At 66.0% G+C, this 19660-nt stretch carries 20 protein-coding genes; 12 read left to right on the top strand and 8 right to left on the bottom strand.

Going from position 1 to position 19660, the window contains the following annotated elements:
- Positions 1-156 precede the first annotated feature (156 nt).
- The 4 genes from AC3WTC_RS14730 to AC3WTC_RS14745 form a co-directional block, all read right to left on the bottom strand.
- Positions 157-1686, bottom strand: coding sequence for an aminotransferase-like domain-containing protein (locus tag AC3WTC_RS14730; RefSeq protein WP_492711756.1), 1530 nt, complete (start codon positions 1684-1686; stop codon positions 157-159).
- 9 nt (positions 1687-1695) lie between these two features.
- Positions 1696-2298, bottom strand: a complete 603-nt coding sequence (locus AC3WTC_RS14735; protein WP_492711757.1) for a DUF6436 domain-containing protein — start codon at positions 2296-2298, stop codon at positions 1696-1698.
- Positions 2298-2558, bottom strand: coding sequence for a hypothetical protein (locus AC3WTC_RS14740; protein ID WP_492711758.1), 261 nt, complete (start codon positions 2556-2558; stop codon positions 2298-2300). The genes AC3WTC_RS14735 and AC3WTC_RS14740 overlap by 1 nt, the downstream gene beginning before the upstream one ends.
- Positions 2559-2629: 71 nt before the next feature.
- The gene (locus AC3WTC_RS14745) at positions 2630-4045 is read right to left on the bottom strand and encodes an aminotransferase-like domain-containing protein (RefSeq protein WP_025877430.1); all 1416 of its coding nucleotides are present in this window, start codon (positions 4043-4045) and stop codon (positions 2630-2632) included.
- 183 nt (positions 4046-4228) lie between these two features.
- On the opposite strand from AC3WTC_RS14745, the gene cyoA reads away from it, so the two are divergent.
- From cyoA to AC3WTC_RS14770, 5 genes are all read left to right on the top strand, one after another.
- Complete coding sequence (gene cyoA / locus AC3WTC_RS14750) at positions 4229-5134, top strand: ubiquinol oxidase subunit II (RefSeq protein WP_025877429.1); 906 nt, start codon at positions 4229-4231, stop codon at positions 5132-5134.
- A gap of 5 nt (positions 5135-5139) precedes the next feature.
- Positions 5140-7116 (top strand): cytochrome o ubiquinol oxidase subunit I, encoded by a 1977-nt coding sequence (gene cyoB, locus AC3WTC_RS14755; protein ID WP_105165057.1) that lies wholly within the window; start codon positions 5140-5142, stop codon positions 7114-7116.
- Complete coding sequence (cyoC, locus tag AC3WTC_RS14760; RefSeq protein WP_080278337.1) at positions 7113-7748, top strand: cytochrome o ubiquinol oxidase subunit III; 636 nt, start codon at positions 7113-7115, stop codon at positions 7746-7748. The genes cyoB and cyoC overlap by 4 nt, the downstream gene beginning before the upstream one ends.
- Before the next feature lies 1 nt (position 7749).
- Positions 7750-8082: a cytochrome o ubiquinol oxidase subunit IV gene (cyoD, locus tag AC3WTC_RS14765; RefSeq protein WP_025877422.1), complete on the top strand. Its 333-nt coding sequence runs from the start codon at positions 7750-7752 to the stop codon at positions 8080-8082.
- A gap of 114 nt (positions 8083-8196) precedes the next feature.
- Positions 8197-8883, top strand: coding sequence for an SCO family protein (locus AC3WTC_RS14770; protein WP_051501687.1), 687 nt, complete (start codon positions 8197-8199; stop codon positions 8881-8883).
- A 286-nt stretch (positions 8884-9169) separates the two neighbouring features.
- Here AC3WTC_RS14770 and AC3WTC_RS14775 read toward each other — a convergent pair whose 3' ends face one another.
- Both AC3WTC_RS14775 and AC3WTC_RS14780 read right to left on the bottom strand, forming a co-directional pair.
- Positions 9170-9748, bottom strand: a complete 579-nt coding sequence (locus AC3WTC_RS14775) for a S8 family serine peptidase (protein ID WP_492711760.1) — start codon at positions 9746-9748, stop codon at positions 9170-9172.
- Complete coding sequence (locus tag AC3WTC_RS14780; protein WP_025877415.1) at positions 9748-11514, bottom strand: S8 family serine peptidase; 1767 nt, start codon at positions 11512-11514, stop codon at positions 9748-9750. The genes AC3WTC_RS14775 and AC3WTC_RS14780 overlap by 1 nt, the downstream gene beginning before the upstream one ends.
- A gap of 278 nt (positions 11515-11792) precedes the next feature.
- Here AC3WTC_RS14780 and AC3WTC_RS14785 point away from each other — a divergent pair, with 278 nt between their 5' ends.
- The 4 genes from AC3WTC_RS14785 (at position 11793) to AC3WTC_RS14800 (ending at position 14376) form a co-directional block, all read left to right on the top strand.
- The gene (locus AC3WTC_RS14785) at positions 11793-12218 is read left to right on the top strand and encodes a hypothetical protein (protein WP_492711761.1); all 426 of its coding nucleotides are present in this window, start codon (positions 11793-11795) and stop codon (positions 12216-12218) included.
- Positions 12215-12538 carry a hypothetical protein gene (locus AC3WTC_RS14790; protein ID WP_080149642.1) on the top strand — a complete coding sequence of 108 codons (324 nt, stop codon included), beginning with the start codon at positions 12215-12217 and terminating at the stop codon, positions 12536-12538. The genes AC3WTC_RS14785 and AC3WTC_RS14790 overlap by 4 nt, the downstream gene beginning before the upstream one ends.
- Positions 12539-12632: 94 nt before the next feature.
- Positions 12633-13073, top strand: a complete 441-nt coding sequence (locus AC3WTC_RS14795; RefSeq protein ID WP_025877408.1) for a DUF2231 domain-containing protein — start codon at positions 12633-12635, stop codon at positions 13071-13073.
- Entirely contained in the window at positions 13066-14376 is a 1311-nt protein-coding gene (locus AC3WTC_RS14800; protein ID WP_263928993.1) for a sorbosone dehydrogenase family protein, read from the top strand. Before AC3WTC_RS14795 ends, AC3WTC_RS14800 begins: the two co-directional genes overlap by 8 nt.
- A gap of 50 nt (positions 14377-14426) precedes the next feature.
- Here the strand turns inward: AC3WTC_RS14800 and AC3WTC_RS14805 are convergent, their stop codons facing one another.
- The gene (locus tag AC3WTC_RS14805; RefSeq protein WP_025877405.1) at positions 14427-15089 is read right to left on the bottom strand and encodes an exopolysaccharide biosynthesis protein; all 663 of its coding nucleotides are present in this window, start codon (positions 15087-15089) and stop codon (positions 14427-14429) included.
- A 172-nt stretch (positions 15090-15261) separates the two neighbouring features.
- Between AC3WTC_RS14805 and yidA the strand changes: the two genes are divergently transcribed.
- Positions 15262-16095 (top strand): sugar-phosphatase, encoded by an 834-nt coding sequence (yidA, locus tag AC3WTC_RS14810; RefSeq protein WP_492711762.1) that lies wholly within the window; start codon positions 15262-15264, stop codon positions 16093-16095.
- A 60-nt stretch (positions 16096-16155) separates the two neighbouring features.
- On the opposite strand, the gene AC3WTC_RS14815 is transcribed toward yidA, so the two are convergent.
- Positions 16156-16638, bottom strand: coding sequence for a hypothetical protein (locus AC3WTC_RS14815; RefSeq protein WP_032976916.1), 483 nt, complete (start codon positions 16636-16638; stop codon positions 16156-16158).
- A gap of 45 nt (positions 16639-16683) precedes the next feature.
- On the opposite strand from AC3WTC_RS14815, the gene AC3WTC_RS14820 reads away from it, so the two are divergent.
- Both AC3WTC_RS14820 and AC3WTC_RS14825 read left to right on the top strand, forming a co-directional pair.
- Entirely contained in the window at positions 16684-16977 is a 294-nt protein-coding gene (locus AC3WTC_RS14820) for a hypothetical protein (RefSeq protein ID WP_481462662.1), read from the top strand.
- Between the two features lie 128 nt (positions 16978-17105).
- Positions 17106-19421 carry a TonB-dependent receptor gene (locus AC3WTC_RS14825; RefSeq protein WP_492711764.1) on the top strand — a complete coding sequence of 772 codons (2316 nt, stop codon included), beginning with the start codon at positions 17106-17108 and terminating at the stop codon, positions 19419-19421.
- Positions 19422-19660 lie beyond the last annotated feature (239 nt).

Consider the following 19660-nt stretch of genomic DNA (forward strand, 5'->3'; position numbering starts at 1 on the left):
CCTCATGACCGTAGTGTGCATGCCGTTGCCGGCCAGCGGCCGGCACGACCAGGCGCAACACCCATCCACGCATGGCGTGAACGGGCATTGCCAACCAAGGTTGGCATCTACCGGAACAGGCCCAGTAGATCCACGCCATGCGTGGATGCCCTTCCACTACCGGTCAATCGCCGGCAACGCATCGGACAACAACAACCGATCGATCCGCCGCAGCGCGTTTTCCAGTTGCCGCCGGTCCGCAGCCAATCCCAACGACAGCCGCACCCCGCTCGCGAATGGCGCGCCCGGCGGACAGAACGCCGATGAAGGCGCGATCGCCAGGCCCTGCAGCTGCGCCGTACGCACCAGCGTGGCGTCGGTCCACGGCGCTGGCACCCGGCACCACGCATGCAGCCCATCGGCGCGCTCCAGCAACGAGGGCGCCAGCAGATACCGCGCCATCCGCGTGCGCTCGCGCGCTTCCTCGCGTACCTGCGCCAGCAGCGCCTGCGCCGAGCCATCCAGCAGCAGCTGGCTGGCCAGCGCGGATACCAGCGGGTGACCCATCAACCGCGTGGCACGCAGTGCGGTGGTCATCGCCTCGGCATGGGCGGCGCCCGGGCATTGCACGAACGCGGTACGCAGGCCAGGGCTGATCACCTTTGAAAGCGTGGCCACATGGAACACGTGTCGCGGTGCCAGCGTCGCCAGCGGAATGGGCGCGGTGACGGCCAGGTGCCAGTACGGATCGTCCTCGATCGCCAGCAGGCCTTCGCGCTCCAGCACCCGCGCCAACGCTTCGCGCCGCGTGGTGGGCACGGTCAGCGCCGTCGGGTTCTGGCAGGTGGGGTTGAGGTAGACCAGTCGCGCGCCACATTCCCGCGCCCGGCGGGCCAGCGCCTCCGGGCACATGCCATGTTCGTCGCCCTCCACTGTGACCAGCCGCCGTCCCAGTGCGGCGGCGGCCTGCAGCAGACCCGGATACACCAACCGGTCGCAGAGGATCGCATCGCCCTCGCGCCCCTGGCTGAGCAGGATCGCCGCCAGCGCCACCTGCGCGCCTTCGGTCAGCAGCAGGCGTGCGTCGTCCACCGTGCCCAGCATCGGCTGCAGCCAGCGCGCCGCCGCGTGGCGGTCGGTCGGGTTGCCACCGCCCAGGTGATAGGTCATCAGGTTCGGCGCATTGCTGCGCGCAAGCACCGCCGCGGCGCCTCGACGCAGCATTTCCGCCAGTGCATCGGCGTCGGGTACCGGTGGCACGTTCATGCTGAGATCGACGGCCTGGTCAAAGCCCGCCTTGGGCGGCGCGATGAAGCTGCCCTGTGGCCCGCGTGCTTCGATCAGTCCACGCTTGCGTGCTTCATCGAAGGCGCGGGTCACCGTGGTCAGATCCACGCCGAGCTGCTGCGCCAACGCGCGCTGCGAGGGCAGCCGTTGCCCGGGGGCAAGGCCACCGCGATTGATGGTGCGTTCCAGCGTGTTGACGATGCGCAGGTAGATCGGGCCGCTGTGCACGTGCACGTCCTGCACCCAGCCCAGCCCTGCAATGCCAGGCCCTGCGACATCGGGTCGCGGCATGTACGGAGGATGTCGGGGCGTATCGTTGCTTCCAACGGCGGGAGCCTGTCCATAACCATCGGTCGGTTCGGACAGGTGACCGCCGTTGTTGTGTGTGGCGGCTGCGCCAGCCAGCGTCGGTGATGTCATCGCGCGTCCTCAGCGCTGGGCCTGCCAGGGGCAGTAGCAGCCCACGGCAAGCAGTCCTTTCGGGCGCACGGTTTCCCCGCGCACCAGTCTGTCCAGCAACGGTTCGACGAAGCTGTTGGCCGAATTGCAGACCATGCCGATGCTGTAAGGGCCGGCATAGGCCAGGTGGCCCTGGCGGTCCCAGATCGCCACCGCCGGGCTGGCCGGAATGTTCCCGATGCCGTCGATGGTCGGCAGGGGGATCACCTTGTTGCGCAGCGGCTCGGGCAGTTCACCCTGGGTGCCGGGGCGGCGGATGGCATAGAAGTCGATGCCGGCGCGGCGATACATGCTGATCAGGTAGCTCAGGTGCGCACTGGTTTCGCGGTTGCACACGCCGCAGGCCGGGTCCCAGAAATGCACCACGCGGATGCGGCCGGTGTCGCCGGCCAGTTCCGCCGGCAACCGCAGCTGCGAGTCATCGAAGACGATGGCCTGTTCGGCGAACGTGGACTGCTCGCCATAGCCGAAGTACTGCCACAGGGCCGCCGCCACGCCGGCCATGAACAGGCAGGCGAGGGCGATCATCACCGGCAGCATCGAACGGCGTGGGCGCCGCGCGGCTGCGCCCATCAGGAGCCGTCCGCGCCGAACTTGTGCACGTACTGCTTGCGCATCTCGCGGCAGGAGTCGGCCTGGGCGCGGCGCTGGATCTCGCTGCGCCCCGCGTCCTCGCTGCGTTGCAGGCACTGTTCAATGGCGTGGCGCTCGGCGGCCTGCACATCCACGGTCTGCGGTTGCAGGCAGACCCAGGCCAGGGCGGCCAGCATCAGCACGACGAACCCGCCGCAGCCGGCCATCACCAGGTGGAACTTCAGTTTGTCGGCGGCCATCTGCGGCACATCCTTCGTCCATACATTGCATACAAGATATCATCTTGTATGGGTATGGCCCACGGGATGGCTCAGACGATCGCCGAATGCCGCGCGTCGGGCGCCTCGGACAGGATCTCGTTCAGCTTGGCCAGCGCGCCGGCCAGTGCCTCCTGGTCCACCGCACCGCCCAGCGACAGGCGGATGGCGTTGCCCGGTGGCGGTTCCTCCACGCTGAAGGCGTCGGAGCTGGCAATGCCCAGGCCCTGTTCCTGTGCCGCCTGGATCAGCCGGTACTGGTCCAGCCGCGGCGGCAACGGCAGCCACACATGCAGGCCGGCCGGGTGGGCCTGGCGGCGGGCGGGCAGGTAGCGGGCAGCAATGGCCTGGCGCTCGCGCAGTTCCTGCTGGAAGCGCTGCACCATCGCCTGCGCCTGGCCGGTGCGGATCCAGTGCGAGGCCACGGCCACCATCGACTGGGTGGGCATCAGCGCGATCGCACGCAGGGCGTCCAGCACCGGCTCCATCGGCTCGCCGCCCGGCACCACCAGGTAGGCCGTGCGCAGGCCGGGGGCCAGGCACTTGGACAGGGTGGAGATGTAGTAGACCGGGCAGCCACCGTCGGCCAGCGCGGCCAGCGGCGGGGCCGCATCGCCGGCCAGCAGCCAGTAGGGATCGTCCTCGACCACGGTCAGTTCGTGCCGCCGTGCCACCGCCAGCAGGGCCTGCCGGCGCTGCGCCGACATCGTCGCCGTGGTCGGGTTCTGGATGGTCGGCACCAGGTACAGCAGGCGCGGCCGGCGCTGCTGGCAGGCTTCGTCCAGGGCATCGGGCAGCATGCCCTCGGCGTCCATCGCCACCGGCACCACGCCCCGCTGCAGCACGCGCGCAGCGGCCAGCAGGCCCGGATAGGTCAGTTGCTCGGCAGCGATCAGTTCGCCCGGCTGGGTGCGGGCCAGGATCAGTGCGCACAGCGCAGTCTGCGCGCCGGGGCAGATCACCACCCGCTCGGCGCCCACCGGGCCGAGCACCGGCGCCAGCCATTGCACGGCCGCAGCGCGGTCGTCGCGGCTGCCGGCACCGACGTGGTAGCTCATCAGCTCGCCCTGGCCCAGCTGCTGGCCCAGGTGCTGGAACCCGGCCTCCATGCCCTGTGCGAACGGCGCGCTGCCCAGCAGCGGCGGGATGTTCATGCTCAGGTCGACCGAGGTGCTGCGGTTGCCGGCGGACATCGCAATGAAGGTGCCGCCCGCGCCCTGCGCGTCCAGCAGGCCGGCCTGGCGCAGTTCGGCGAAGGCGCGGGTGACCGTGGTCAGGTCCACCCCCACCTGCTGGGCCAGGTCGCGCTGCGGCGGCAGGCGATCGCCCGGGCGCAGCACGCCATCGTCCACCGCCTCGCGCACCTGCTGGGCGATCTGCAGGTACAGCGGTCCTGCGCCCTCACGGAACGGGCGGACCCAGGTCCGGTTGGGGTGTTTCAGGCGGCGGCCGGCAGCAGGAGGCGTCATCGGTCGGATTTTTCCATACGTGCAGATGCACAAGTCCATACAATGCTGTATCTTGTATGGGCTTGATTGGAGTGGCTCGCCTGTTTGTAGGCGACCTCGTACCCACAGTGTAGCCGCTCCACGCCCGGGCGCTGCGCGCAGGCGAGCCGGTCAAGCGCGCATCTTCAACAGGGTTGACCACCAATGAATATCTGCTGGAACCGCATCCGCCTGGCGCTGGTCGCCCTGGCCTGCATCGCCCTGACGGGCTGCGATTGGGTGCTGCTGGATTCGAAGGGCATGGTCGGGATCGCACAGCGCGACCTGATCCTGATCTGCATCGGCCTGATGCTGATCGTCGTCGTGCCGGCCATCGTGCTGACCTTCGTGTTCGCCTGGCGCTTCCGCGCCGGCAATACCAAGGCGAAGTACACGCCGGACTGGTCGCACTCCACCAAGGTGGAAGTGGTGGTCTGGGGCGTGCCGTTGCTGATCATCGCGGTGCTGGCGGTGATCGTGTGGAAGTCCACCCACGAGCTCGATCCGTACAAGCCGCTGGACGTGGCCGGCGAACCGCTGCACGTGGACGTGATCGCCACCGACTGGAAGTGGGTGTTCGTGTACCCGGACCTGGGCATCGCCACCGTCAACCAGCTCAACTTCCCGGCCAACCGCGCGCTGGCGTTCAACATCACCTCCAACTCGACGATGAACACCTTCTTCATCCCGCAGCTGGGTGGACAGATCTACGCGATGGCCGGCATGCGCACGCAGCTGCACCTGATCGCCAACGAGCCCGGCCAGTTCCGTGGCATGTCCGGCAACTACAGCGGCCATGGCTTCTCGAACATGAAGTTCATCGCCACCGCCAGCAGCAACGAAGACTTCGATCGCTGGGTGGCCGAGGTGCGCAGCGCACCGGATGCACTCAGCTTCGAGCAGTTCAAGGCGCTGGCCGCACCGTCCAAGAACGCGCCGGTGCAGCACTTCTCCAGCGTCGAACCGCTGCTGTTCAAGAAGGTCATCGACCAGTTCATCGGCGTCGGTGAGAACACCGCTGCTGCAACCCCGGCGGGCGCTGCCGGCGGTGCCCAGGTTTCCCAGGAGTAACGAACATGTTGGGTAAATTGACGTGGGAGGCCGTGCCGCTGCACGAGCCGATCGTCGTGGTCACGTTGGCGGCCATGGTGCTGGGCGGCCTCGCGCTGCTCGGCGCGGTGAGCTATTTCAAGCTGTGGGGCGTGCTCTGGCGCGACTGGTTCACCACGGTGGACCACAAGAAAATCGGCATCATGTACGTGGTCGTCGCGCTGGTCATGCTGGTGCGCGGCTTCGCCGATGCACTGATGATGCGCGCACAGCTGGCGGCGGCCGGGCCGGGCAGCGATGGCTTCCTGCCACCGGAACACTACGACCAGATCTTCACCGCGCACGGCGTGATCATGATCTTCTTCGTGGCCACCCCGTTCGTGGTCGGCCTGATGAACATCATCGTGCCGCTGCAGATCGGCGCGCGCGACATGGCGTTCCCGTTCCTCAACGCCTTCAGCTTCTGGATCTTCGTGGTCGGCGCTGCGCTGATGATGATCTCGCTGGGTGTTGGCGAATTCGCGATGACCGGCTGGGTCGCCTATCCGCCGCTGTCGGGCATCGAGTTCAGTCCCGGGGTCGGTGTCGATTACTACATCTGGGCGTTGCAGGCCTCCGGCATCGGTACCCTGCTGACCGGCGTCAACCTGTTCATCACCATCCTGCGCATGCGTGCGCCGGGCATGACCCTGATGAAGATGCCGGTGTTCACCTGGACCGTGCTGGTCACCAGCGTGATCATCATCGCCGCCTTCCCGATCCTGACCGTAGCCCTGGGTGCACTTACCCTGGACCGCTACCTGGACTTCAACTTCTACACCAACACGTTGGGTGGCAACCCGATGATGTACGTGAACCTGGTGTGGGCCTGGGGCCACCCGGAGGTGTACATCCTGGTGCTGCCGGCGTTCGGCATCTTCTCTGAAGTGACCGCCACGTTCTCGCGCAAGAAGCTGTTCGGCTACAAGTCGATGGTCGGCGCTACCCTGGCGATCGGCATCCTGTCCTTCATCGTCTGGCTGCACCACTTCTTCACCATGGGTTCCGGTGCCAGCGTCAATGCCTTCTTCGGCATCATGACGATGATCATCGCCATCCCCACCGGCGTGAAGATCTTCACCTGGCTGTTCACCATGTACGGCGGCCGCGTGGAGTTCAGCGTGCCGATGCTGTGGACCATCGCCTTCCTGGTCACCTTCACCATCGGTGGCATGACCGGCGTGCTGCTGGCCATCCCGGGCGCGGACTTCCTGCTGCACAACAGCCTGTTCCTGGTCGCGCACTTCCACAACACCATCATCGGCGGTGCGCTGTTCGGCTACCTGGCCGGCTTTGTCTACTGGTTCCCGAAGGTGTTCGGCTTCACCCTCAACGAGCGCCTGGGCAAGTGGTCCTTCGCCTGCTGGGTGATCGGCTTCTACCTGGCCTTCATGCCGCTGTACATGCTGGGCTTCATGGGCATGACCCGGCGCATGAACCAGTACGACAACCCGGCGTGGACGCCGTACCTGATCGCCGCCTTCATCGGTGCGCTGTTCGTGTTCGCGGGCATCATCCTGATGCTGGTGCAGATCTACGTCAGCGTGCGCGACCGCAAGCGCAACCTCGACCTCACCGGCGACCCGTGGAATGCACGCACGCTGGAATGGGCCACGCCGTCGCCGCCGCCGTTCTACAACTTCGCCGTGGTGCCCAAGGCCGATGAGCTGGACGCCTTCCACGAAGCGAAGAAGCGTGGCCTGCCGCCGCCGCCGAAGAAGTACGCGCCGATCCACATGCCGAAGAACACCGGTGTGCCGCTGATCCTCAACGTCTGGATCCTGGTGCTGTGCTTCGCCCTGGTGTGGCACATCTGGTGGATGGCCGGTGCCAGCTTCATCGCGATGATCGTCACCCTGATCGCGCGCTCCTACAACGAGGACGTGGATTACTACGTCAGCTCCGAAGAGGTGGCGCGTACCGAAGCGGCCAACCACGCCAAGCTGCAGGAGGCAGGCGCATGAACCTGTTGACCCGTCCGCAACTGGACAGCGATGTGCTGGTCCACGACGACCATCACGAGCACGATCACGCCCACGAACAGGGCGGCATGAAGGTGTTCGGCATGTGGGTATACCTCATGTCCGACCTGGTGCTGTTCGGCTCGCTGTTCGCCTCGTACGCGGTGCTCAGCACCGCCTACGCCGGCGGCCCGACCGGCAAGGAACTGTTCTCGCTGCCGTTCGTGATGGCCGAGACCTTCATCCTGCTGGTGTCCAGCATCACCTATGGCCAGGCCGTGCTGGCCATGCACCGCCTGGACAAGGCGGCGGTGCTGCGCTGGCTGGGCGTGACCTTCGTGCTCGGCGCCTCGTTCATCGGCATGGAGCTGTACGAGTTCTCGCACCTCATCCATGAAGGTGCCGGTCCCAGCACCAGTGCCTACCTGTCGGCGTTCTTCGCCCTGGTCGCTACCCACGGCCTGCACGTGGCCAGCGGCCTGATCTGGATGGCGGTGGTGATGCACCAGGTGTATCGCCGCGGCCTCACCCCGACCAACATCACCCGCGTGTCCTGCCTGAGCCTGTTCTGGCACTTCCTGGACCTGGTGTGGATCTGCGTCTTCACCTTCGTCTACCTGATCGGAGCCTTCTGACATGGCCCACGTCGAAACCTCGCGCGCCGGCAATGCGCACGGTTCCACCAAGTCCTACCTGATCGGCTTCGTGCTGTGCGCGTTGCTGACGGTGGTGCCGTTCGCGCTGGTGATGAACCCGGTGCTGTCGCGCCCGGTCACCCTGTTCCTGCTGGTCGGCTTCGCGGTCGCGCAGATCCTGGTGCAGCTGGTGTACTTCCTGCACATGGACCGCAAGTCCGAAGGTGGCTGGAACCTCGCCAGCTTCGTGTTCACCCTGGTGATCCTGTTCATCGTGGTCGCGTTGTCGATCTGGATCATCTGGAGCATGCACTACCACATGATGATCAACTGACCGTGGCCGGGGCGATCGGCAAGGAGTGCACGATCGCCCTGGCACCTCAGCCCTCTCTCCCCCCAGGGCAGGCCTGACCGAGACCGCGCCCACCTCGTGTTGGTGGTACCCGTGATGCGTGTTGCTTCCGTTGTTCGTTCCCTGCGCCTGCCGCTGCTTGCCGCAGGCCTCGCACTCGGCCTGCTGGCCGGCTGCAGCGCGCAGTCGCGCATGGATTTCTATTCCAAGGACATCGCCTGCGAGGAACTGGGCCAGCACTGGACCATGCCTGACAGCGCCGGCACCCTGCGTGGCCCGAAGGACCTGCAGGGGCAGGTGACCTACCTGTTCTTCGGCTTCACCAGCTGCCCGGACGTGTGCCCGACCACCATGGTCGAACTGAGCCAGGTCAAGCACCTGATGGGCAAGGATGCCGACCAGCTGCAGGTGGTGTTTGTCAGCGTTGATCCGGCGCGCGATACCCCCGAAGTCGCGCACACCTATGTGCACGCTTTCGATCCGAAGGCGATGGCGCTGGTCGGTGACGAGGCACAGCTCTCGGCGATGGCCAGTGACTTCAAGGCGTTCTACGAGAAAGAGCCCGGACAGCTGCCGGACACCTACACGATGAGCCACATCGCCGGCGGCTACGTGTTCGACCGCCAAGGTCGCCTGCGCCTGTTCGCGCCCTACGGCATGCCGGTGGAGCAGCTGTTCTCGGACGTGCAGCGGTTGCTGCTGGAGCCGGAACATCCGGCCGCAGGCAGTGAAGCGTTGGCGGCGTGCAAGCTGCCGCACAGCGCGAGCGTCGCCGCACGCTGAACGACGCATCGCCCTGGTAGGTGTCGACCTTGGTCGACACGCGATGAATGAATCTGGCGGATGCCGACATCCTGATTCTGGCGGGTGCCGACATTGGGAACCTGGTGCATGCCGACCGTTGGGATTCTGGTGGATGCCATTGGAATCTGGTGGGTGCCATTGGATTGTGGTGGATGCCATTGGATTGTGGTGGGTGCCGACCGTTGGTCGGCACGCCCTCCCGCTCGCCAATCCCCCGGCCGGCCAGGAGAGCCAACCGGCCGGGGGCACCACGCAACGCCCTAGATCACTTCTTCTCTTCCCACTGCACCACGTCTGGCTCGGCTGCGCGCACGCCCGCAGTCGACAGCAGCCGGGTGCTCGCATCCAGCGCCGCGTTCACCGACGGGTACTCGACGATGGCCAGACCGGCAGCCTTGGACACCTTCACCACGGTGCCGCCCGTGGCCTTCGCCGCGCGCTGTGCAGATGCCGCATCGGTAAAGAACACCTTCACCCGCGAGGTCGCCACCACCGGCGCACCATCGTTGGACACCGCAGCGGCGAACTTGCCGGCGCCGGCATCAGCGTCGGCTGCTGCCGCGCCATCCAGCGAACGCTTGCTGCGCGAACTGGTGGTGGCCGCCGCCTGCGGCGTGATCCGGAACTGGCCGCCCGCAGCCTGCTGCACCGTGGTCGACGGGGACAGCTGGAAACGCGTGCCGCCCACGTCGAACGAACGGCCGGTGGCCGAAGCTTTCAGTTCCTGTGCATCCACGGTGGACAGGCTCCGTGCCGGTGGGGTCTGCCCCGAGCTCTGTGCCCAGGCAGGGGAGGTCATCGCCGCGAAGGCGAGCGTGCTCAACAGAATGGTCGTTTTCATCATCAGTGCCCCAGAACGCGGATCTTGAAGAATTCGAGGTTGCCGCGCGATGCAGCATTCGCGGCCTGCCCCATGTCGGTCACTTCCAGCGTCCAGGTGCCGGTGGCACTTTCATCCAGGAAGGCATTGCTGGACAGCAGATCCCAGTTGGTGAAGTTGCGCTGCACGCCATTGGTACCCGAACCGATGGCGGTGAAGGCCGGCTGCACCACGCTGCGCGTACCACTGGGCGAAACAAGCACGAACTGCAGCTGGCGGGTATTGCTGTGGTTCACCCGGAAGCCCAGCTGCACCGACTCGATGTTGCGTGCGCCATTGGCCAGCTGGAAGGTCAACCGCGCGGCGGCGGCGGAGGTGTTGCCGATGGCCACCGTGCGCGTGGTGGTGCGCCAACCCGTATCCAGCAGCGGGCCCAGCGACTGGAAGTTCTCGGCGACCTGCACGGCGCGCGCCGCGTTGACAACACCGAAGCCGTACCAGTTGCTGTAAGCGCGGTTGGCTGCATTCACCGTCCAGCCCGGCACCAGTGTGCGGCCGTCGGCCAGGGTCACCGCTGGCTGGTTCGGATGGTTGCGGGTGGCAGTGGTGGCGAGGATGTACTTCACATCGCGGTAGGACAGGTTCGGGTTGGCCTCCAGCACCAGCGCCGCCACGCCCGACACCATCGGCGCCGACGCCGACGTACCGTTCATCTTCGCGGTGTAGTTGCAGGTGCTGTCGATCGCCGACAGGTTGCTGTCCAGCGTGTTCTGGCGGTTGGTGTTCTTGTTGCTGCCCTGGGTGCAGCCGGTCACGTCGGTGGTGACGATGGCCGGATCGTACGCACGTGCCACCAGGTTCGGGGCGTACTGCGCCTGCAGGCCGTACTCGCCACCAAAGGCCGACACCCACAGTGCCGAACCGGTGGACGAGTACGACGAACGCACGCCATCGGCGCGCACTGCACCCACGGTGATCACGTTGAACAGGTTGTTGCGTGGATCGCGGCCGGCCGGCACACAGCCGGTGTTGCGGTTCTTGGTATCGGTGGTGCAGACGTCCTGGGTCTGGCTGATCGAGGCGTTGTTGAAGTTGTTGCCGGCTGACTTCACGTAGATGCCGCCGCGGCCACCGCGCGTGCCCGACAGTGCCTGCTCGTACGAACTCACCGTGTTCTGGCTGTAGGCCACGGGCAGGTTGGGGTTGCCCGGGCCAGCGCCCCAGCTGTTGTTGAACACCTGAACATCGGCCGACTCGGCGCCATCCCACCAGGCGTATTCGATGTTGCTCTGCTGGTTGCCCTGCGCATTGGAGGCCAGCACGTTGAAGCCCTTCAGCGTTGCCGCCGGGGCCACGCCACGCACGCCCAGGTTGTTGGCGCCCACCGCACCGGCGATGCCGCCCACCATCGTGCCGTGGTTGTCAGCATCGGGATTGGACGGCGTGGGATTGTTGGAGCCGTTGGCGAAGTTCTTGCCCGCTACCGCCGCCACGTTCGCGGCCAGGTCCGGGTGGGCGATCTGCAGGCCGTCATCGACGATGCCGATCACCACGCCCTGGCCACGGATGCCATTGCGGAACAGGCCATCGACGTTGAGATCGTTGCCGGCCACCGGCAGCGTATCGGCCGGCACCGTCTGCCCGGTATTGAGCAGATGCCACTGGATACCCGCCAGTGGGTCGGCCTGTTGCGCCTGGGCGGTAACGGCCAGGCTGCCCAGTACCAGGGCAGTGGCCAGGGCCAGGCGCGCAGAGCGCGGTGGCGCGGAGCGTTGCGTGTGTCGCTTCATACACGAATCCTTCTGTTGTGAATCGGCATGGCAGGACGGCGGGGCGGATCTGCCCCATCGCAACGAGCCAAACGCGACACAACGAACAACCCCCTACCTCTTCACGCAGCCGATGTGCGGATGTGCCAAATACGTCACAAACACTTATGCCGCCTTGTAATGACGACTGCGCCGCTCTGGTCGGTGCCCCGGTAGGTGCCAACCTTGGTTGGCACAATCCACCCGCACCGAAACCCCACCGCCATGCCACCATGCCCAGGCTCCCCGGAGGACACCGGATGAAACGCCCCAATGCCCGCGCCCGCGCCGATCTGGCCCCACTCACCGTGGCCACCATCCGCAAGGTGGTGCTGTCGATGTATCACCGTGGCCACGATTACTGGACCGACGCGGACATCGCCGAGCTGCTGCCGGAGCTCAGCGCATTCAACATCACCACGGTGAAGCAGCTGCGCCTGCTGACGAAACGGCACCGCCGCGCGCTGCTGCGGGAGGAAAGTACAAAGATGCCCCGGGCACAGACGCTGGATCTGCTGGCAGGGGGCGGTTGGCATGGCATCGATGTGCACGCCAATATCAGCTGGTTCGCCATTGGCGGCCTGGTCCGCATCAGCATGGAACACGAATTCGGCTTCGAAACCATGCTGCCATTCCATGAGATACGGCACGCTGCCATGGAGCTGGATGCGGAGGCGCAGACGTGAAGAACCTGGCGTGGCTGTTGGCGATGGCAGCCGTGTTTTACGTGGGGGGATGCTCGGCTACTTCCATCCTGGCCGAGCGCGGCATCGCTTCCCTGCAGCCCGGGGACCGTCGAGAGGCGGTCATCGATGCGCTGGGCGCACCCGATGTCACAGAGCCGCGTGGACAACGGTTTTCCCGCTATGCCAGCACCCCATGTAGTGGCACCTGCGTGGAACGGCTGTGGTACGAAAATCCATTCCTGCCCCATATCGAGGCGTGGTCGGTGGAGCTGGATGGCACTGGCCACGTCGTGCGGACTTCGCATTGGGCATCGCCATAGCGTCGAGGCCATCCGATGCCCAGATCATCGCACCCCCTCCCGCCCCCCTGTGCTACTACAGCCCGTGCACCCCTTCCCCGAACGGAGCACGACCATGGTCAACCCCGTCGCCCAGGCCCATCGCGGCCTCGGCACAACACTCTTCAGCCTGTTGAATCCGATACCGTTCGGCTTCTTCGTGGCCGGCCTCATTTTCGACATCCTCTACCTCAACACCGCTGAAGTGATGTGGGGCAAGTCGGCGGCGTGGCTGATCACCTTCGGCCTGCTGATCGCCATCCTGCCGCGGCTGATCAACCTGTTCGCGGTCTGGCGCCGCAACGGCACCGCCACCGGCACCGACCGCCTCGATTTCCTGCTCAACCTGGTCGCCATCGTGCTGGCCGTCTGGAACGCCTTCGTGCACAGCCGCGACGCCTATGCGGCGGCGGTGCCGGGCACCATCCTCTCCGCGCTGACGGTGGCACTGATCGCGCTCGGCTTCATCGTGCTTTCACTGCAGCAGCCGGTGCTGCAAGGAGCCCGTCATGGCTAAGCGCATCCTGCCCGCCGTGGGCGTGCTTTCGCTGGCATTGGCGCTGGCCGCGTGTGCCGGCAAGGCCGAATACCACCCGGCCGACCAGTCCGGTGCACAGCCACCGCTGCCCGCGCCGCAGAACTACCTGATGCCGCCGATGCAGGTGCCCAAGGGCGTGGGCTGGGCCGAAGGCCAGGCACCGTCGGTGGCCGACGGCCTGAAGATCGAACGCATCGCTGCCAACCTGCAGCACCCGCGCCGGCTGCTGTCGCTGCCCAATGGTGATGTGCTGGTAGTGGAAGGCAACGGTCCCGGCGAAGAGCCGGTCACCACGCCCAAGCAGTGGATCGCCGGCAAGGTGAAGGCGCGCTCGGGCAAGGCCGGCAAGGGCGGCAACCGGGTCACGTTGCTGCGGCGCGCGCCGGGCACCGGCACCTGGACCCAGCACGTGTACATCGAAAACCTGCACTCGCCGTTCGGCATCCAGCTGATCGGTGACACGCTGTATGTGGCCAACACCGGCAACATCATGAAATACCGCTACGTGCCGGGCGAAACCCGCATGTCCGACAAGGGCAGCGAGTTCACCGACCTGCCCAGCACCATCAACCACCACTGGACCAAGGAACTGCTCGCCAGCCGTGATGGCAGCAAGCTGTATGTGGGCGTGGGCTCCAACAGCAACATCACCGAGAACGGCCTGGCCGTCGAGTACCGCCGTGCGGTGGTGCTGGAAGTGGACGTGGCCACCAGCGGCAGCCGCATCTACGCCTCGGGCCTGCGCAACCCCACCGGCCTGGACTGGGAGCCGAGCACCGGCAAGCTGTGGGCGGTGGTGAACGAGCGCGACGAGATCGGTGCCGACCTGGTGCCCGATTACCTCACCTCGGTGCAGGAGCATGGTTTCTACGGCTGGCCCTACAGCTACTACGGCCAGCATGTGGACGAGCGCGTGCAACCGCAGCGTCCGGATCTGGTGGCCAAGGCAATCCGCCCGGACTTCGCCATCGGTTCGCACGTGGCACCGCTGGGCCTGCTGTTCTACACCGGCCAGGCACTGCCGGCGAAGTACCACGGCGGTGCCTTCATCGGCGAGCACGGCAGCTGGGACCGCTCGCCACTGAGCGGCTACGAAGTGGTGTACGTGCCGTTCAAGGACGGCAAGCCTGCCGGCCGACCGGAAGCGGTGGTGAGCGGGTTCGCGTCCAAGGACGAGAAGACGCTGATGGGCGCGCCGGTGGGCATGGCCATTGATGCGGAGGGCGCGCTGCTGGTCGCTGATGATGTGGGCGACGTGGTGTGGCGGGTGTCGGCGAAGTAGCCGGTCGCCCGCGCATCACCCGTGTTGTAGAGCCGAGCCGATGCTCGGCTCTACAGCGCCGATGACCCGCTGCGGAAGCCACTGAACACCGATTCGGCCGCAAAGCCTACGCCGCCCAGCAGCACACCGAAGTACACCACCGACGCCACCACGAAGCCGTAGCCGGCCGCCACCGCTGCGCCATCGCGCTGGATGAAGCCGATCGCAAAGGACATCAGCGCCAGCGCCGGCAGCGTGTTGCTGAAGGGAATCGGCCCGGCCGGCAGCATCAGCAGGATCGTGGCGAACACCAGCGCCAGGTTGTTCAAGCGCATCATCTTCTTCGAGCGCACCATCGCTGCCAGCCGCATCGGCCGGGACAACCGCTCCATGCGGTGCACCCATTTCAGGGCACGGCCCAGGTTGGCTTTCAGCTTGTCGGTGGCGATCTGCTTGTCGGCCAATCGCTGCGGCACCCACAACGGACGGTCGCGCACGCGGCTCAGGCCGATCAGCAGGATGGACGCACCGAACACCGTGCTCAGCCCGGGAATCGATACTGGAATCAGGAAGATCGCCGACAGCAGGATCACCACCAGCATCAGGCCTTCGTCGCCCAGCGCATGCAGCAGCGTGCCGACGCGGATATGGTCGCCGGGCAGGCCGTCGATCAGGTCTTCAATCTGCTGGGCGAGAGGGGCGGTGTCAGTGGCGTCGGGCGCTTGGTAGGTCATGCGTCGAAAGAGTGTCCAGGGAAGGGCGGTCGATAGGGCCGTCCTGCGGTGGGGGACGCACAGGCCCCACGAGTATCCCCGGCCAGCGCCGCGCAGAGGTGAACGATGCATGAGGCCGGCGTTGCCAGGCGGCCTGGCCTAAAATGGGCGTCCCCCGCACTGGTTGAAGATGATGGACATGGGTCGCAGGCAATCGACCATCGAACTGGTCGCCATCGATATGGATGGCACCCTGCTGGACCCAGCCCACAAGCTCACCGCGCGCGTGAAGCAGGCCATCGCTCAAGCGCGCGCGCTGGGCGTGCACATCGTGCTGACCAGCGGCCGCCCGGTTCCAGGGCTGGCGCCGTTCCTGCATGAGCTTGGCATCGAGGGCGACGATGACTACTGCATCGCCTGCAACGGCGGCCTGGTGCAGCGCATCGGCCCGCGCGAAACCGTGGTCGAGTATCCGCTCAGCTTCGACGATTTCGTGTACTGCGAACAGGTCGCCCGCGAGCTCGGCGTGCACTTCCAGGCACTGGACGCGCAGCGCATGTACACGCCCAACCAGGACATCAGCATCTACACCGTGGCCGATTCGCATCTTTCGCGCATGCCACTGTCGTACCGCCGCGTGGCCGACATGGACCCTGGCATGTCCTTCATCAAGCTGATGATGATCGACGAGCCGGACGTGCTGGACGCCGCCATCGCGCGCCTGCCGGCCGCGCTGACCGAGCGTTTCGCGGTGCTGAAGAGCGCGCCGTTCTTCCTGGAAGTATTCGACCACCGCGCCGGCAAGGGGCCCAGCCTGCAGAAGCTGGCCGAGCACCTGGGCATCGACCGCGCCAACGTGATGGCCATCGGCGACCAGGAGAACGACCTCACCATGCTGCAGTACGCCGGCACCAGCGTGGCGATGGGCAATGCCATCGATGCGGTGAAGGCCGTGGCGCGCTTCGAGACCGCCACCAACGCCGATGAAGGCGTGGCCAGGGCGATCGAGCGCTTCGTGCTGCAGTAAGAAGCCGGCAATACGAAGAAGGACGCCGCCACGCACGGTGGCGGCGTCCCACCAACGGTTTTACTGGCAGACGTACTCGTTGCCCGACTGGACACTCTCTACATCGAGCTCATGGTTCTGGATCTCGATCGTTTCCATGCGGGTCGAAACAACCACCGCACGGGCACCGACGTTGCAGCTGGCAGGCAGGCCGCCAGCGTAAACCTGCCCATTGATCGCATACGCCAGGCCGTAGCAGGCCGAGCCGAGCTTCTGCGAGTCGAAGTGGCAGGCATTGAGCTGGTTGTTGGCCGATGCGCTGGCGGCGTTGTAGTTGGTCGTCCAACCGCTGAACGGATCGTTGGCGCAGGTGCCCGGGAAGTCCTGGATCGGCGTGCCGCCGGTCGTGCAGGTGTGTTCCCATGCGCTGGAGAAGGGGCTTTGCTTGAAGTACGCAGTGCGGCCGCTGTCGACCCATTGCGCGGCGGCGGCATTTTCGGCGAAGGCGGACAGGCCGAGCAGGCAAAGTGCAGTTGCGGCGAGCGGTTTCAATCCATTCAACATGACGTTCGTCCTTTGAAGTGTCGAGTTAACGCGTCGGAGCCTTGCATGGCAGCGCGTGCGGAAGGCATCGCAGATATCCGCGCGGCCGCCGCCGACATGATCATTCAGCATCCAGGGTGGCGCAAGTCGAGCCAGGCACGAATAGTCGAAAGGCTGACCGAGCGCACAGACATCACGCTGCAACGTGCAGGTGATAGCGCGGCATCGAAAGCGATACCTGCGTATAGCCGCGCTTTCCCACGGTGCAATGGCGGATGTGGCGGTCCGATGCAACACTTCCGCACGTCGAAATCACGCCATCGAATCGTTCGGCAGCTGATCGTCTTCGTCTGCCGCTGACCGGCGCGCGCGCAGCGCCGTTCCCGCCTTCAACGCAATCGCGTCACCAGCCACTGCATCGCCATCCGGCGCTGCATCGCGCTGGGCGTGCGCCTGCGTCCTCCTCTCCCCGCACCCTGGATCTGGCCATGAACACTCCACCTACGCTTCTTGCCCTGGCAATCGGCATCGCCCTCGTTGCACCGCTGCACGCTGCCGAATCCACCGACGCCGCGCACGACACCCCCACCACCTTGAACGCGCTGCAGGTCATCGCCACCCCACGCGGTGCTGCTGTCGCCCCCACCCAGGTGGTGGGCCCGAACCGCTACGTCATCAATGCCACCGACCTGGATGCGATGGTGACCGGCAACAACGGCCTGTCGATGCTGAAGAACGTGCCGGGTGCCAGCTACACCGCCACCGACGGTCTCGGCCTGGATATTTCTGCCACCAGCCTGTTCGTGCGCGGTTTCCGCATGAATGAAATGGGCATCACCTTCGAAGGCGTGCCGCTGAACGACAACGGCTTCCTCTCGCTTACCGGCACCAGCGTGGTCAACGTCGGTGTGCCCGATGGCATCGGTTCGATCACGGTCAGCCCGGGCGGTGCACCGGTCAGTGTGTTCTCCAGCAGCGTCAATGGCGGCAGCCTCGAGTACCGCCTGCGCGACCTGCAGGACACCCCCAGCCTGCGCATCAAGCAGGGCGTGGGCAGCAACAACACGCGGGTCACCACGGTCTCGGGCCAGAGCGGCCAGCTGGGCGAACACGGCCCGAAGCTGCTGGTCGACCTGCAGCGCGTGTCGGCCGACAAGTACCAGGGCGCCGGCACCCAGAAGTTCCTGCGCGGTGACCTGAAGGCGCAGCAGGATGTGGCGTGGGGTGACTTCACCGTGTTCCTGTCCGACAGCAAGGCCGCGGTGTGGGGCTACAACAACATCTCCTTCGACATGATCCGCAAGCTGGGCTGGAAGGCCGACAGCTTCTATCCGGACTATGCATGGGCGTACTACGTGGCCTCGCCGGAGAACGCCGACACGTCCTGCGGCGCCTACACCTGCGGCGAGCTGTCCGAGCTGATTCCCTACGACACCGGCCAGGTGACCCGCGACCGCGTCGCGTCGATCAACCATCGCTTCCAGATCACGCCCGCGCTCAGCGGCAACGTGCAGCTGTACAACGCCAACAGCCACACCCAGGCCACCTTGACCGACCCGACCGTGCCCTCGCCCAACGGCGCGCCTTTCTCCGAACAGGTGCAGACGCCGCACCTCAATCGCCTCGGTGGCATGTTCAACCTGCAGTTCGAGACCGGTGCGCACACCCTCACCACCGGCTTCTGGCAGGAGAAGAGCAAGGCGGCCGCGAAGACCGAGTGGTACCAGCAGCCGCTGCTGGGGCAGGGCAAACCACTGAAGGCGACCGGGCCGTTCGATGTGTACGGGCCGGCGTTCCAAACCGACAACGCATCCAGCTGGGTGACCCGCTCGCGGCAGTTCTACCTGCATGACAATTACGCCGTCACCGACACGCTGGTGCTGGGGCTGGGCTTCAAGGCCGTGGACTTCACTACCACCGGTGGTGGCATCGGCGACTCAGCGGAGCGCCCGGTGTCCGGCACGCTGCGCGCCAAGAGCAACTTCCTGCCGCACGTGTCGCTGTACTGGAGCCCGACCGAGCGGACCGACGCCTTCATCGACCTGGTCAACACCATGAACGGCTATCGCGTGGCCCAGCGCGGCAACATCGGCTATACCGCGTCGGCCTGGACCATCAGTGACCAGAAAGAGTTCGACCGCGTGGCCGGCACCCTGCGCCCAGAGAAGAACTGGAACCTGACCGTGGGCGCCAGCCACCGCTTCGACCGCCTGACCGTGACCGGTGATGTGTTCTACAACGACATCCGCAACCGCCTGCTGTCGGCGGCCATCGGCACACAATTCGCGCAGATCAACACGGTGCGCTTGATGCCGAAGATGCACGTGATCGGCGCCGACCTCGGCATCACCGCCGACCTGACCGACCACCTGCAGTTCTACCAGGGCATCGCACTGGCGCGCTCGTACTACGACAGCGATTTCGTGGTGGGCGATACCGTGTACCCGATCAAGGGCAACGCGCAGCCGGGCTACCCGCAGCTGTCGCTGGTCAGCGACCTGTCCGCGCACTTCGGCGGCTGGCGTTTCGGTGCCACCAGCACCTCATACCTGCGCCAGCCCTTCACCTATGAAAACGACATCCGCGTGCCGACGTTCTGGCAGGTCAACGCGTACACGGCCTACACCCTGGGCCCGGACAGCCTGCTGCCGGGGCTGGAGCTGCGGCTGGACGTAAGCAACCTGTTCAACCGCAACAACATCGGCACCGCCACCATCGCCGGCTCGTCGTTCTCGGGCGACTACCAGACCCTGCAGCGCAGCGCCCCCCGGCAGGTGATGTTCAGCACCTCGATAACCTTCTAAGTAGATCCACGCCATGCGTGGATGCACTTCGCGGCAGGCTGGGTAGCGCCGGGCCATGCCCGGCGGAATCCCTCCGGCGCCGACGCGCCTTGCCAACCAAGGTTGGCATCTACCCAAGCGTGGCCCTTCTCCGCACGCAATCCGGTAGCGCCGGGCCATGCCCGGCGAAATCCCTCCGGCGCCGACGCGCCTTGCCAACCAAGGTTGGCATCTACCCAAGCGGGCCCCCTCGCCGCACG

The organism is Stenotrophomonas sp. FW305-C-20-S1 (assembly GCF_058783335.1).

Bases quoted from the DNA above. Each gene is read 5' to 3' on its own strand.
- AC3WTC_RS14730 (WP_492711756.1), bottom strand. From the start codon at position 1,686: ATGACATCACCGACGCTGGCTGGCGCAGCCGCCACACACAACAACGGC.
- AC3WTC_RS14735 (WP_492711757.1), bottom strand. From the start codon at position 2,298: ATGGGCGCAGCCGCGCGGCGCCCACGCCGTTCGATGCTGCCGGTGATG.
- AC3WTC_RS14740 (WP_492711758.1), bottom strand. From the start codon at position 2,558: ATGGCCGCCGACAAACTGAAGTTCCACCTGGTGATGGCCGGCTGCGGC.
- AC3WTC_RS14745 (WP_025877430.1), bottom strand. From the start codon at position 4,045: ATGACGCCTCCTGCTGCCGGCCGCCGCCTGAAACACCCCAACCGGACC.
- cyoA (WP_025877429.1), top strand. From the start codon at position 4,229: ATGAATATCTGCTGGAACCGCATCCGCCTGGCGCTGGTCGCCCTGGCC.
- cyoB (WP_105165057.1), top strand. From the start codon at position 5,140: ATGTTGGGTAAATTGACGTGGGAGGCCGTGCCGCTGCACGAGCCGATC.
- cyoC (WP_080278337.1), top strand. From the start codon at position 7,113: ATGAACCTGTTGACCCGTCCGCAACTGGACAGCGATGTGCTGGTCCAC.
- cyoD (WP_025877422.1), top strand. From the start codon at position 7,750: ATGGCCCACGTCGAAACCTCGCGCGCCGGCAATGCGCACGGTTCCACC.
- AC3WTC_RS14770 (WP_051501687.1), top strand. From the start codon at position 8,197: ATGCGTGTTGCTTCCGTTGTTCGTTCCCTGCGCCTGCCGCTGCTTGCC.
- AC3WTC_RS14775 (WP_492711760.1), bottom strand. From the start codon at position 9,748: ATGATGAAAACGACCATTCTGTTGAGCACGCTCGCCTTCGCGGCGATG.
- AC3WTC_RS14780 (WP_025877415.1), bottom strand. From the start codon at position 11,514: ATGAAGCGACACACGCAACGCTCCGCGCCACCGCGCTCTGCGCGCCTG.
- AC3WTC_RS14785 (WP_492711761.1), top strand. From the start codon at position 11,793: ATGAAACGCCCCAATGCCCGCGCCCGCGCCGATCTGGCCCCACTCACC.
- AC3WTC_RS14795 (WP_025877408.1), top strand. From the start codon at position 12,633: ATGGTCAACCCCGTCGCCCAGGCCCATCGCGGCCTCGGCACAACACTC.
- AC3WTC_RS14800 (WP_263928993.1), top strand. From the start codon at position 13,066: ATGGCTAAGCGCATCCTGCCCGCCGTGGGCGTGCTTTCGCTGGCATTG.
- AC3WTC_RS14805 (WP_025877405.1), bottom strand. From the start codon at position 15,089: ATGACCTACCAAGCGCCCGACGCCACTGACACCGCCCCTCTCGCCCAG.
- yidA (WP_492711762.1), top strand. From the start codon at position 15,262: ATGGACATGGGTCGCAGGCAATCGACCATCGAACTGGTCGCCATCGAT.
- AC3WTC_RS14815 (WP_032976916.1), bottom strand. From the start codon at position 16,638: ATGTTGAATGGATTGAAACCGCTCGCCGCAACTGCACTTTGCCTGCTC.
- AC3WTC_RS14820 (WP_481462662.1), top strand. From the start codon at position 16,684: ATGGCAGCGCGTGCGGAAGGCATCGCAGATATCCGCGCGGCCGCCGCC.
- AC3WTC_RS14825 (WP_492711764.1), top strand. From the start codon at position 17,106: ATGAACACTCCACCTACGCTTCTTGCCCTGGCAATCGGCATCGCCCTC.